Source organism: Streptomyces sp. V4I8, from assembly GCF_041261225.1.
In the GTDB taxonomy this organism is placed as follows: Bacteria; Actinomycetota; Actinomycetes; order Streptomycetales; family Streptomycetaceae; genus Streptomyces.
The window spans coordinates 8552847-8565832 of the sequence record NZ_JBGCCN010000001.1 but is presented as its reverse complement, the minus strand read 5'-3'; the positions used below and the strand labels follow the sequence as shown (position 1 = coordinate 8565832).

At 70.5% G+C, this 12986-nt stretch carries 12 protein-coding genes; 7 read left to right on the top strand and 5 right to left on the bottom strand.

From position 1 onward, the window contains the following. The first annotated feature begins 82 nt into the window (after nt 1-82). A complete protein-coding gene (locus ABIE67_RS38845; RefSeq protein WP_370266247.1) occupies nt 83-643 on the top strand; it encodes a DUF4231 domain-containing protein in 561 nt (186 codons plus the stop codon). Then, nucleotides 640-1965: a toll/interleukin-1 receptor domain-containing protein gene (locus ABIE67_RS38840; RefSeq protein ID WP_370266246.1), complete on the top strand. Its 1326-nt coding sequence runs from the start codon at nt 640-642 to the stop codon at nt 1963-1965. The genes ABIE67_RS38845 and ABIE67_RS38840 overlap by 4 nt, the downstream gene beginning before the upstream one ends. A 27-nt stretch (nt 1966-1992) precedes the next feature. Here ABIE67_RS38840 and ABIE67_RS38835 read toward each other — a convergent pair whose 3' ends face one another. From ABIE67_RS38835 to ABIE67_RS38820, 4 genes are all read right to left on the bottom strand, one after another. Continuing rightward, nucleotides 1993-2670: a GntR family transcriptional regulator gene (locus ABIE67_RS38835; RefSeq protein ID WP_370266245.1), complete on the bottom strand. Its 678-nt coding sequence runs from the start codon at nt 2668-2670 to the stop codon at nt 1993-1995. A 172-nt stretch (nt 2671-2842) separates the two neighbouring features. Beyond that, nucleotides 2843-3781: a beta-ketoacyl-ACP synthase III gene (locus ABIE67_RS38830; RefSeq protein ID WP_370266243.1), complete on the bottom strand. Its 939-nt coding sequence runs from the start codon at nt 3779-3781 to the stop codon at nt 2843-2845. Between the two features lie 148 nt (nt 3782-3929). Beyond that, nucleotides 3930-4064, bottom strand: coding sequence for a hypothetical protein (locus ABIE67_RS38825; RefSeq protein WP_370266241.1), 135 nt, complete (start codon nt 4062-4064; stop codon nt 3930-3932). Next, entirely contained in the window at nt 4045-5379 is a 1335-nt protein-coding gene (locus ABIE67_RS38820; protein WP_370266240.1) for an OFA family MFS transporter, read from the bottom strand. Before ABIE67_RS38820 ends, ABIE67_RS38825 begins: the two co-directional genes overlap by 20 nt. Before the next feature lie 250 nt (nt 5380-5629). On the opposite strand from ABIE67_RS38820, the gene ABIE67_RS38815 reads away from it, so the two are divergent. The 5 genes from ABIE67_RS38815 to fdhD are packed head-to-tail and all read left to right on the top strand — an operon-like array spanning nt 5630 to nt 12118. After that, nucleotides 5630-6601, top strand: a complete 972-nt coding sequence (locus ABIE67_RS38815) for a 2-dehydropantoate 2-reductase (RefSeq protein WP_370266238.1) — start codon at nt 5630-5632, stop codon at nt 6599-6601. Beyond that, the gene (locus tag ABIE67_RS38810; RefSeq protein WP_370266236.1) at nt 6598-8544 is read left to right on the top strand and encodes a molybdopterin oxidoreductase family protein; all 1947 of its coding nucleotides are present in this window, start codon (nt 6598-6600) and stop codon (nt 8542-8544) included. The genes ABIE67_RS38815 and ABIE67_RS38810 overlap by 4 nt, the downstream gene beginning before the upstream one ends. Nucleotides 8545-8549: 5 nt before the next feature. Continuing rightward, on the top strand, nt 8550-10373 hold the full coding sequence (locus ABIE67_RS38805) for an NAD(P)H-dependent oxidoreductase subunit E (protein WP_370266235.1): 1824 nt from the start codon (nt 8550-8552) through the stop codon (nt 10371-10373). Continuing rightward, nucleotides 10370-11230, top strand: coding sequence for a 2Fe-2S iron-sulfur cluster-binding protein (locus ABIE67_RS38800; protein WP_048579356.1), 861 nt, complete (start codon nt 10370-10372; stop codon nt 11228-11230). Before ABIE67_RS38805 ends, ABIE67_RS38800 begins: the two co-directional genes overlap by 4 nt. Before the next feature lie 24 nt (nt 11231-11254). Further along, the gene (gene fdhD / locus ABIE67_RS38795) at nt 11255-12118 is read left to right on the top strand and encodes a formate dehydrogenase accessory sulfurtransferase FdhD (protein WP_370266233.1); all 864 of its coding nucleotides are present in this window, start codon (nt 11255-11257) and stop codon (nt 12116-12118) included. A gap of 322 nt (nt 12119-12440) precedes the next feature. Here fdhD and ABIE67_RS38790 read toward each other — a convergent pair whose 3' ends face one another. Beyond that, nucleotides 12441-12968 carry an isochorismatase family protein gene (locus tag ABIE67_RS38790; protein ID WP_370266232.1) on the bottom strand — a complete coding sequence of 176 codons (528 nt, stop codon included), beginning with the start codon at nt 12966-12968 and terminating at the stop codon, nt 12441-12443. Nucleotides 12969-12986: the final 18 nt, after the last annotated feature.

The window sequence follows — 12986 nt, the reverse complement described above, 5'->3', positions numbered from 1 at the left end:
TCTGTGCGCCAAAGGGGCGCGACGGGGGCCTCGGTTGGCTACTCTTTCCCTGCCCGACAGGAGTGCTTTGGGGGGAGCGCGGATGGCTCAGGGATCCTCGTCCGACGAACCGGTTCCGGCGCACGGCGGCCACCACACCGCGGACGGCGCCACACCCTCGCCCCCTCCTGCAGAGCCTCCCCCGCGGTCCGGCGGCTCCCCCGACACCGGGCCCGGCTATGCGATGCGCGTGGCGAACGGGTCGTACGACTGGTCTCGCAACGCCGCCATGAAGGCCCGCCGTTACTTCCGGCTCACCGAGACGCTGCTGCTGCTCGTCTCGGCCGCGATTCCCGTCTCGGCGGTCCTCTCGTCCAGGAACGCCGAGGTGCCGGCCGTCCTGGGCAGCGTCGTCGTGGTGATCACCGGTCTGCGCTCCGTCTTCCACTGGCAGGACGACTACCTGCGGTTCAGCGAGGCTCGCGAGGCCGTCGAGGCGGAGCGCCGCCTCTACTACACGGGGGCGGAGCCCTACGCCGACGACCGGACCCGGGACCGTGTGCTCGCCGCGAGCGTCACTCGTATCGAGCAGCGGGAGATGGGCACATGGGTACAGCTCGCCAGTCCGCGCACGGACGCCACCGGGAACAACCTGCTGCCATGAGCGCCGGGCGACGGATCCCCACGTACTTCAGCCACAGCTACCGGCGCGAGGACCGGGATGTGAACGAGTACTTCTGGCGCACCTTCGACGCGCACGGCTTCGGGTTCACGGTGGATCCCCGGTCCGGGCCGCCGTCGACCTGCCATCTGGAGATGACGATGCGACGCAGCGCCTGCTTCGTCGCCGTGGTGCCGCTGCGCCGCGGGCAGCCGCGGTACAAGTGCTCACCGTTCACCGTGTACGAGCACGGCCTCGCCGTACTGGCCCGCAAGCCCCGCCTGGTCTTCGCGGAGCGCGGCGTGCCGGCGCACCTCTTCCCGGACGCCGCCGAGCGGTTCGTCTTCGACCGCGAGGAACTGGACACCTACGACGGCTTCGACGAGCCGATCCGCCGTCTGGCCCTGCAGTCCCAGGGCTACAGCGCCGCGGGCGACCGGCTGCTCGGCGAGGCGGGCCTCGCGCTGCCCGATACGCCCGCCTACCAGGAGGTACGTCCGCAGCTCGTGCGGACGCTGGAGAAGTTCGGCTACGCCGTTCGCGAGGTGACCCTCGATCTCAGCAATCCCGGCACGCTCCCCCACCAGCTGGAGCGCTTCGACTTCGTCGTCGTGGACGTCCGCTCACCCGAACTCCCGCCCAGTCTCTACCCCTTGCTGTTCGGCCTGTTCGTCCCGCGGCTGAACCTGGCCCACTTCGAGGGCGCGGACCCGCCCGTCGACGGGCTGCCCGACCTGGTGGTCGGCGAACCCCTGCGGCACGCCACCGAGTCGCAGGACCCGGTGCTGTGGTGGCGCGACCCGGCGGAGCTGATCGGTGAACTGGAGCGCCATCTGGAGCGGTTCGCCCTTCCTCGCCAGCAGTTCCGCAGCCTCGCGGAGGGCATCGGCTACATCCGCAGCATCGGGCGCGCCGACGGCAAGATCTTCCTGAGCACGGCTGGCACGGACACCGAGCTGTCCAGTCAGGTGGGCCGCGCCCTGAAGCTGCAGAACTTCGACTTCTTCCACTACCTGCACAACAACACGATCCCGCGAGGCTCCAACTGGCAGGAGCGCCTCGATCAGCAACTGACGGTGAGTCAGGTCTTCGTGCCGCTGGTGAGCGCGGCGTACTGGCGCAGCGAGTGGTGCCGCCGGGAGCTGGTGACCGCGCGCCGGCTCAGCGACGAGAAACGGCTGACGATCATCCCGTACTTCCTGGACTCCAGCGTGGGCGAGACCTTCTCCGAGCAGGGCGTCGACATGACCGACTTCGGCGAGGACGAGCGGGTCGCACAGATCGTGCGCGACCTGGACGCCTGGTTCACCTCGGCCCGTTCCTGAGCACGCTCCCGCACCCGGCGGCAGGGCTCAGGACTTGGCGCGTGCGTGGTACGACCGTCGCGTGTGCTCGGTGTGCTCCCGCATCAGCTGCGTGGCGCGCTGCTCGTCCCGGTCGGTGATCGCGGCGATCATCCCCCGGTGCTCGATCCAGGACTGCTGGCCGCGCTGGCGGGCCACGGGTGTGTAGTACCAGCGGACGCGGCGGTCGACCTGGGCCGCCAGTTCGGCGAGGACCGCGTTGCCCGCGAGCTCCATGATCTTCGCGTGGAAGCGGGCGTTGAGGGCGACGGCGGTGTCCACGTCGTCGGCGGCGACGGCCTTCTCGCCCTCCGCGCACAGCTCTTCCAGCGCCGCGATGCCGGCGCTGTCGGCATGGGCGGCGGCGAGCCGGGCGGCCTCGGCCTCCAGGAGCGTACGGACGGTGAGGAGCTGGTCGGCCTCCTCCTCCGTCGGCTCGTGCACGAACGCGCCCTGCGCGGGCCGTAGATCGACCCAGCCCTCCGTGTTCAGCCGCTGCAGCGCCTCCCGCACCGGCTGCCGGGACACACCGAGGTGACCTGCCAGTTCGCTCTCGACCAGATGCTGTCCCGGCTGGAGGGCGCGGGTCGTGATGAGTTCGAGCAGCGCCTCGTAGACGCGGTCGCGCAGTGGACCGGGCCGTTCGAGCTTGGGCACCGCACCCTGCGGCAGTCCTGTCGACAACATCGGTCCCCCTCCTGGGCGAACACCTGGCGACTGCGTCCGATTGCCGGCCGTCACTGGAAAGCCAGTATCGATTGTCTTTCGTCTACAGTCTACGGCGCACAAAGGCCAGGGCACCGAGGAGTTGCCCACGTCACACAGGCGTCAGGGGCGACGGGAGTCGGAGACCGCCGGGTCAGGGACAGCGGACGACCTGCCCGGCGTACGACAGGTTCCCGCCGAACCCGAACAGCAGCACCGGGTCCCCGGTCGAGATCCGCCCCTGCTCCACGAGCTTGGAGAACGCCAGCGGAATGCTCGCCGCCGAAGTGTTTCCGGACTCGGAGACATCGCGTGCGACCACGGCGTTGACCGCGCCGAGTTTCTGGGCGAGGGGCTCGATGATGCGCAGGTTGGCCTGGTGCAGGACGACTCCGGCGAGGTCCTCGGGGGCGAGACCGGCCCGTTCGCAGGCCCGGCGGGCGATGGCCGGCAGCTGCGTCGTCGCCCAGCGGTAGACGCTCTGCCCTTCCTGGGCGAACCGGGCCGGCTGCCCCTCGATGCGCACGGCGTGCCCCATCTCGGGCACCGAACCCCACAGCACGGGCCCGATCCGGGGCTCGTCGGACGCCTCCACGACGGCCGCTCCGGCCCCGTCCCCGACCAGCACACACGTCGTACGGTCGCTCCAGTCGGCCACGTCGGACATCTTGTCGGCGCCGATCACCAGCGCCCGGGACGCCGCTCCCGCCCGGACGGCGTGGTCGGCGGTCGCCAGGGCGTGGGTGAAGCCGGCGCAGACGACGTTGACGTCCATCGCGGCCGGCGAGGGGATGCCGAGCCGGGCCGCGACCCGGGCGGCCATGTTCGGGGAGCGGTCTATGGCGGTGGAGGTGGCGACCAGGACCAGGTCGATGTCGGCGGGCGCGAGGCCCGCCCCCGCGAGCGCCTTGGCGGCGGCGTGCGCGGCCAGTTCGTCGACCGGCTCGTCGGGCCCGGCGATGTGGCGCGTACGGATGCCCACCCGGGATGTGATCCACTCGTCACTGGTGTCGACCATGCCCGCCAGGTCCTCGTTGGTGAGCACCCTGGCGGGCTGGTAGTGGCCGACTGCGGCAATGCGCGAGCCGTTCATCGATGGTGATCCCCTCGGGCCTCGGGTAGCGGGATTCACCAGTCTGATCAGTGACTCGCGGGTACGGGTGCAGGTGATGCCACAGGAAACGGGCGCCCGCGTTGTCGGCTTCCCTCAGACCCCGGGCGCCCGAACACCTCTCGAACGCCTACCCGGTGAACAGCTGAGTCGCCTTCCGTACGAGTTCGTAGAGCCCGTACGCGAGCGGTACCCCCACCCACACCCAGGCGAAGGCGATCAGCGCCCGTCGGTCGGTCGGACCGCTACTGCTGTCGCTGGACATCGGCGGCCTCCTTCTCCTTCGGCGCGGGGGCGGGAATGTGATGGCGGGGGTGGACGGGCCGGACGAGTTCGTTGGCGACGAAGCCGACGGCGAGCAGCCCGATCATGATGAACAGGGACATTGTGTACAGGGACGCACCGTCCTTGCCCGCCTCCTCCTGCCGGTCGGCGATCCAGTTCACGATCAGCGGTCCGAGGACGCCGGCCGTGGACCAGGCGGTGAGCAGCCGCCCGTGGATGGCGCCCACCTGGTAGGTCCCGAAGAGGTCCTTCAGATAGGCGGGGATCGTCGCGAAGCCGCCGCCGTAGAAGGAGAGGATCACCAGCGCGCACAGGATGAACAGCGGCTTCGAGGAGTCGCCGGCCAGCGCGATCAAGCCGTACATCAGCGCACCCGCGCCCAGGTACAGACGGTAGATGTTCTTGCGTCCGATCAGGTCGGAGGTCGAGGACCAGCCGATCCGGCCCGCCATGTTGGCGGCGGACAGCAGGGCGACGAAGCCGGCGGCGGCCGACACCGAGACCGGTGTGGAGGTGTTCGCGAAGAAGTCCGTGATCATCGGCGCGGCCTTCTCCAGGATGCCGATGCCCGCGGTCACGTTCATGCAGAGCACGATCCACAGGCACCAGAACTGCGGCGTGCGCACGGCGTTGCGGGCGGACACCTGCGGCCCGTCGACGGCGCCGGGCCCGTCGCCACCGGCCGGCTTCTCGGTGCGCGGCACCCGGACCAGCAGCACGCCGAGCAGCATGAAGACGGCGTACGACAACCCGTGCACGAGGAACGCCAGCGCGATCCCGGAACTGTCGCTGCCGAACGACTCCAGCATCTGCGCCGACCAGGGCGAGGCGATGAGCGCGCCGCCGCCGAAGCCCATGATCGCGATGCCGGTGGCCATGCCGGGCCGGTCCGGGAACCACTTGATCAACGTCGAGACGGGCGAGATGTAGCCGATGCCGAGTCCGATGCCGCCGACGAAGCCGTAGCCGAGGACGATCAGCCAGTACTGCTCGGTGGCGGCGCCCAGCGCGGAGAGCAGGAAGCCGGACGAGAAGCAGATCAGGGCGACGGTCATGGCCCAGCGCGGCCCGTTGCGCTCCACCAGCGTGCCGCCGAACGCGGCCGACAGGCCGAGCATGACGATGCCGAGCTGGAACGGCAGCGCGCTCTGCGTGCCGCTCAGGCCGAGTGCGGATTCGAGCGGCGGCTTGAACACGCTCCAGGCGTAGGCCTGGCCGATGGAGAGATGGACGGAGAGCGCGGCGGGGGGAACCAGCCAGCGGCTCCACCCCGGGGGTGCGACCGGTGGACTCATGATCCCGAACGGTAGGGAGTGAGCGGGAAGTTGAGAAGTCGGCGCGTCGACCGTGTGCGGTGAGCGGTATGCCGGGGGCGACGAACGGTCGAACACTGTCCGGAAAGCCTTCCTCGAACGCCGTGCGCGACCCCTTGCTGACCCCCTATCCATACTGTAGACAATATTCAGTCGACGAGATTCGACCTGATCGGACGTTACTTCCCAGCCACCTCCGCGGTACTCCCTCGACCGAACGGAGCGTTCCGAAGTGAAAGTTGCAGTCCTCGGCGCCGGTGCGATCGGCGCCTACGTCGGAGCCGCGCTGCATCGCGCCGACGCCGACGTGCACCTCATCGCCCGTGGACCGCATCTGGCGGCCATGAGGCAGCACGGGGTGCGGGTGCTCAGTCCGCGGGGCGACTTCACCGCCCGCGCGCACGCGACCGACGACCCGGCCGAAGTCGGCCCGGTCGACTACGTCTTCCTGGGTCTGAAGGCCAACTCGTACGCGGCGTGCGGGCCGCTCATCGAGCCCCTTCTGCACGACGGCACAGCGGTCGTGGCCGCCCAGAACGGCATCCCCTGGTGGTACTTCCACCGGCACGGCGGCCCGCACGACGGCCACCGCGTCGAGAGTGTCGACCCCGACGGCGCGGTCAGTGCGGTGCTCGCGCCCGAACGGGCCGTCGGCTGTGTGGTCTACGCCGCCACCGAACTCGAAGGGCCCGGTGTCGTACGGCACCTGGAAGGCACCAGGTTCTCCATCGGGGAGCCCGACCGCAGCGTCTCCATGCGCTGTCTCGCGCTCAGCGAGGCCATGGTGGCCGGCGGCCTGAAGTGCCCCGTGGAGCCGGACCTGCGCAACGACATCTGGCTCAAACTGCTCGGCAACATCTCCTTCAACCCGATCAGCGCGCTGGCCCGCGCCACCATGCGGCAGATGTGCCTGCACGGCGGCACCCGCAAGGTCATCGAGACCATGATGACCGAGACGCTCGCGGTCGCCGAGGCCCTCGGCTGCGAGGTCGGCGTCTCCATCGAGCGCCGCCTCGCGGGCGCCGAGCGGGTCGGCGACCACCGCACCTCCACGCTCCAGGACCTGGAGCGCGGCAAACCGCTCGAACTCGACGTACTCCTCGCGGCGGTCGTCGAGTTGGCGGAGATCACCGGCGTGTCGGTGCCCACCCTGCGCACCGTGCACGCCATCTCGGACCTGCTCGCGCTGAGGAGCGCCGCATGAACTCTGACGAACGCCGCACGAGGAAACGCGACCGGACCCCGAAGACCTACACCCGGCTCACCCACCCCCTCGTCCGGGACTCACGCGACGAGCCCTTCCGGCAGGCGAGCTGGGAGGAGGCCCTGAACCGCGCCGCCGAGGGGCTGGCCCGCAACCGGGACTCCTTCGGCATGTTCTCCTGCGCCCGGGCCACCAACGAGATGAACTACGTGGCGCAGAAGTTCGCCCGCGTCGTCATGGGCACCAACAACGTCGACTCCTGCAACCGCACCTGCCACGCGCCCAGCGTGGCGGGCCTGTCGGCGGCCTTCGGCTCGGGCGGCGGCACCTCCTCGTACGAGGAGGTCGAGCACACCGACGTCATCGTGATGTGGGGCTCCAACGCCCGCTTCGCGCACCCGATCTTCTTCCAGCACGTACTGAAGGGCATCAGGAACGGCGCCCGCATGTACGCCGTCGACCCGCGCCGCACCTCCACCGCCGAGTGGGCGGAGAGCTGGATGGGGCTGAACGTCGGCACCGACATCCCGATGGCGCACGCGATCGGCCGCGAGATCATCCACGCGGGGCTCGCGAACGAGGCGTTCATCGAGAGGGCGACCAGCGGCTTCGAGGAGTACAAGGCGCTCGTCGAGCCCTGGACGCTGTCCCTCGCCGAGAAGGTGACGGGCGTACCGGCGGCCGCCATAAGGGAGTTGGCGCACGCCTACGCCCGCGCCGAGCGCGCCCAGCTGTGCTGGACCCTCGGCATCACCGAGCACCACAACGGCACCGACAACGTCCGCGCGCTGATCAACCTGTCCCTGCTGACCGGGCACGTGGGCCGCTACGGCAGCGGGCTGCAGCCCCTGCGCGGCCAGAACAACGTGCAGGGCGGCGGCGACATGGGCGCCATCCCCAACCGCCTCCCAGGCTTCCAGGACATCCTCGACCCCGACTCCCGCCTGAAGTTCGAGTCGGCCTGGGACACCGTCATCCAGCCCCACTACGGGCTCAACCTCACCGAGATGTTCGAGGCCATGGAGGAGGGCACGCTCAGGGCCGTCTACTGCATCGGCGAGAACCCGGCGCAGTCCGAGGCGGACAGCGAACAGGCCGTACGGCGCATGCGGCAGCTGGACTTCCTCGTCGTCCAGGACATCTTCCTGACGAAGACGGCCGAGCTGGCCGACGTCGTCCTCCCCGCGACCGCCGGATGGGCGGAGACCGACGGCACGACGACCAACAGCGAGCGGCGGGTTCAGCGGGTGCGACGGGCCGTCACTCCGCCCGGCGAGGCGCGCGAGGACATCGACATCATCTGCGAGCTGGCGGCCCGGCTCGGCCACGACTGGAAGTACGCCGACGCCGAGGCCGTGTGGAACGAGCTCAGGTCGGTCTCGCCGGACCACTACGGGATGACGTACGAACGCCTGGAGGAGCACCAGGGCATCCAGTGGCCCTGCCCGAGCACCGAGCAGCTCGAACCGACGTATCTGCACGCCCGGTTGTGGGAGAAGGACCCGGCCGAGCGCGGGATGCCGGCGCCGTTCGGGATCGTCCAGCACGATCCGCCGGTCGACCTCACCGACGAGGAGTACCCCGTCCGGCTCACCACCGGGCGGCGGCTCGACTCCTACAACACCGGTGTGCAGAGCGGCAGTTTCGCCTCCCCACTGCGGCGCGGCGAGTTCGTCGAGCTGTGCCCGGAGGACGCCGAGCGGTACGGGGTGGTGGTCGGCGAGGAGGTCCGGGTGACGTCGCGGCGCGGGTCGGTCGTCGCGCCGGTGTGGGTCGACACCGCGCTGCGGCCCGGGCTGGCCTTCATGACCATGCACTTTCCCGACGAGGTGGACACCAACCAGCTGACGATCGAGGCGAACTGCCCGATCGCGGGGACGGCGGAGTTCAAGGCGTCGGCGATCCGGATCGAGAAGCTCCCCGTCGCGACCATCGTGAGGTGACGTAAGTGGACCTGCACTTCGGTGACAGCAAACCGACGGACGACGAACGGGCGGCCGTCGACGCCCTGCTCGGTCCGCCCGAGTCGTCCTGGGAGGGCGCCGACCGTTCCGACGCGGACCTCAGGTGGGCCAGGGGCGGACGCGAGGCCAGGGACCGCCGCGACCTGCTGTTGCCGGGGCTGCACGCGATCAACGACCGGATCGGCTGGATCAGCGAGGGCGCCCTCGACTACCTGTGCCGACGGCTGACCGTGCCACCGGCGGAGGCGTACGGCGTCGCCACCTTCTACGCCATGTTCTCGGTCAAGCCACGCCCCGCGACCGTCCTCCACGTGTGCACCGACCTCGCGTGCGCGGCCGCGGGGGCCAGCGAGCTGTGCGCCGGGATCGAGGCGGGGCTGGGGCTCGGGAGTGGGGTGAGCGTGGAGCGCAGCCCCTGCCTCGGCCTGTGCGAGCGGGCTCCGGCTGCGCTCGCGATCAAGGCCGGGGATCCGGTGCGTACGGCGGTCTCGGCGCCGGCGACCGTGCGGGACGCCGCTCTCGCCGCGAGCGCCCCGGACTCGGCGCCGGAGGAGCCGTCGGCGGCGATGGCGGTGCCGCAGGCGGGGGACCCCTCGCTGACCCTGCTCCGGCGCGTCGGAGTCGTCGACCCGTCGTCGTTGGACGACTACCGCGCCCACGGCGGCTACACCGCCCTGCGCCGGGCCTTCGCACTCGGTCCCGCCGGAGTCATCCGCGAGGTCACCGACTCCGGCCTGGTCGGGCGTGGCGGCGCCGCCTTCCCCACCGGCCGCAAATGGCAGGCCACGGCGTCGCAGCCCGACCACCCCCACTACGTCGTCTGCAACGCCGACGAATCCGAGCCGGGCACCTTCAAGGACCGCGTGCTCATGGAGGGCGACCCGTACGCACTGGTCGAGGCGATGACGATCGCGGCGTACGCGACCGGCGCCCACAAGGGCTACCTGTATCTGCGCGGCGAGTACCCGCGCGCCCTGCACCGCCTGGAACACGCCCTCGCGCAGGCACGCGCGCGTGGCTTCCTCGGTGACGACGTCCTCGGCCAGGGATACGCCTTCGACATCGAGATCCGCCGGGGCGCCGGGGCGTACATCTGCGGTGAGGAGACGGCTCTCTTCAACTCGATCGAGGGCTACCGGGGCGAGCCACGCTCCAAGCCGCCGTTCCCCGTGGAGAAGGGGCTGTTCGGCAAGCCGACGGTGGAGAACAACGTCGAGACGCTGGTCAACGTACTGCCGATCCTGACGATGGGCGCCCCGGCGTACGCGGCGATCGGCACGGACAGGTCCACCGGCCCGAAGCTGTTCTGCGTGTCCGGGAGTGTGGAGCGGCCCGGCATCTACGAGCTCCCCTTCGGCGCGACGCTGGGCGAACTGCTGGACCTGGCCGGAGTACGGGACCGGCTGCGGGCGGTGCTGCTGGGCGGCGCGGCGGGCGGCTTCGTACGGCCCGACGAACTGGACGTCCCGCTCACCTTCGAGGGCACACGGGAGGCGGGCACGACGCTCGGCTCGGGCGTGGTCATGGCCTTCGACGACACGGTTCCGCTCCCCCGGCTGCTGCTGCGCATCGCGGAGTTCTTCCGCGACGAGTCGTGCGGTCAGTGTGTGCCGTGCCGGGTCGGGACCGTACGGCAGGAGGAGGCGCTGCACCGGATCGTGGAGCGCACGGGTGCGGCGGCCGCCGACGACATCGCCCTGCTCAGGGAGGTCGGCCGCGCGATGCGGGACGCCTCGATCTGCGGTCTGGGGCAGACCGCGTGGAACGCCGTGGAATCCGCCATCGACCGTCTGGGGGCGTACGAATGACCGTGGTACCGCTGGGCATCCCGCGCCGGCTGCTGGAGTTCACCATCGACGGGGAGCCCGTGCGCGGGGCGGAGGGCTCCACCATCCTCGACGCCTGCCGGGCGGCCGGGAAGGACATCCCGACCCTGTGCGAGGGGGACACACTGCGGCCCAAGAACGCCTGCCGCGTCTGTGTCGTCGAGGTCGAGGGGTCGCGGACGCTAGTCCCGGCCTGCTCGCGCAAGGCCGAACCCGGGATGGAGGTGAGGACCGACACCGAGCGCGCCCGGCACAGTCGCAAGATCGTCCTTGAGCTTCTCGCCTCGTCGGTCGACTTGTCGACGACCCCGCAGGTCGCCGGGTGGATCAAGGAGTACGAGGCGAAACCGGACCGGTTCGGCCCGGACGCGGCGCGGCTCAACGAGGAGCCGAAGGTCGACAACGAGCTGTATGTGCGCGACTACGACAAGTGCATCCTCTGCTACAAGTGCGTGGACGCGTGCGGTGACCAGTGGCAGAACAGCTTCGCGATCTCGGTGGCCGGGCGGGGGTTCGACGCGCGGATCGCCGTGGAGCACGACGCCCCGCTGACCGACTCGGCGTGCGTGTACTGCGGGAACTGCATCGAGGTGTGCCCGACCGGGGCGCTGTCCTTCAAGTCCGAGTTCGACATGCGGGCGGCGGGTACGTGGGACGAGTCGGCGCAGACGGAGACCACCACGGTGTGCGCGTACTGCGGTGTGGGCTGCAACCTCACGCTGCACGTGCAGGACAATGAGATCGTGAAGGTCACCTCGCCGCACGACAACCCGGTGACCCACGGCAACCTGTGCATCAAGGGCCGCTTCGGCTACCAGCACGTACAGAACCGGGACTGATCAGGGACTGGTGGGGACGGGAACATGGGACGAGTCACGGAACGACGCAAGGTGATCCGGATCCGGGACGGGGTGGTCTCCACCCGCCCGGACACGCTCGTCGCCGAGGAACCCCTGGAGATCCGCCTCAACGGCAAGCCGCTGGCGATCACCATGCGCACACCCGGCGACGACTTCGCGCTCGCCGCCGGATTCCTGGTGAGCGAGGGGGTCCTCGCAGAGCAGGGCGATCTGCAGAACATCGTGTACTGCGCGGGCGCCACGGTGGACGGCTCGAACACGTACAACGTGGTGGACGTGAAGACCGCGCCCGGAGTGGTGATCCCCGACATCACCCTCGAACGCAACGTCTACACGACGTCGTCCTGCGGGCTGTGCGGCAAGGCGTCGCTGGACGCGGTGCGTACGACGGCCCGCTGGCCCATTGACGACACGCACGGCGGCGACGCTCCCCCGGTCCGGCTCGACCCCGACCTGCTCGCGAGCCTCCCCGACCGGCTGCGCGCGGCCCAGCGGGTCTTCGACCGGACCGGGGGGCTGCACGCGGCGGCCCTGTTCACCGAGGACGGCGAGCTGCTCGACATACGGGAGGACGTGGGCCGGCACAACGCGGTCGACAAACTGGTCGGCCGCGCCTTGCAGAACGGCGACCTGCCTCTGTCCCGCACGGTCCTTCTGGTCTCCGGACGGGCCAGCTTCGAGCTCTCCCAGAAGGCCGTGATGGCGGGCATCCCGGTCCTGGCGGCGGTCTCGGCGCCCTCGTCCCTCGCGGTGGATCTGGCCGCGGAGACGGGGCTGACGCTGGTGGGCTTCCTGCGGGGCAGCTCCATGAACGTGTACGCGGGTGAGGACCGCATCGCCCTGCGGGCCGCGGCCGCCCAGGGCTGAGAAGGTTCCCCCGCTGCACGACGGCGGGGCCCTGAACGGCGGGGAGCGCCCCCTGCGCCTGTAGGGGCCCCGCTGTGTTTGGCTCGGTCGCCTACGGGGCGCCATATGCCGGTGTCGAGAGACCGATCGTGCTCGACCCTTCGGGCCTCCGCGCGTTCGGTCTCTCGACACCGGCGCGGGCCACCGAACCCACTCTGGAGGTGTCCGCGGGTTCGGTCTCTCGCCCCGGCGCGCCCCTTCGGCTCCCTCGCGGCCGGTGTCGTGGGGACAGTGACTGTTGGTGGGCCGTTGCCCGGCGTCGGTGTGGGCTGGTCGGCCCGGCTCACGTGGCTTGGAAGGTCACATCCGTGGCGCGGGCCACCGAACCCAGCCTCGGGAAGTCGAGCCGTACCGACGCCTCGTGCTCGGCGGCTGTGAAGGCGGCCATCGCGTCCTCGACGAAGACCAGGTCGTAGCCGAGGTCGGCGGCGGCCCGTGCGGTGGACTCGACTCCCAGGTTGGTGGCGATGCCGCCGAACACCAGTGTGGTGATGCCGCGTTGGCGGAGGCGATCGTCCAGGCCCGTGCCCTGGAAGGCGCCGATGGTGCGCTTCACGATCTCGAGGTCGCCGTCCGTCAGGAGTCCTCGCACCAGTCCGCTGCCGGGCGGCTGCTCGGCGGTGCCGGCGCGTTCGACGCGGACGAGGACGACGGTCGCTCCCGCCGACCGGAAGGATGCCGCCAACTCCTCGCAGATGACGAGGACTTCGGCGCCCTTCCGGGGTTCCAGGGGCAGCGCGACGATGCGGTCCATCAGGTCGACGAGCACCAGGGCAGTGCGTGCGGGTTCGAGGGCAAAGGCTGCGGTCATGACGGAACGTTATCCGTC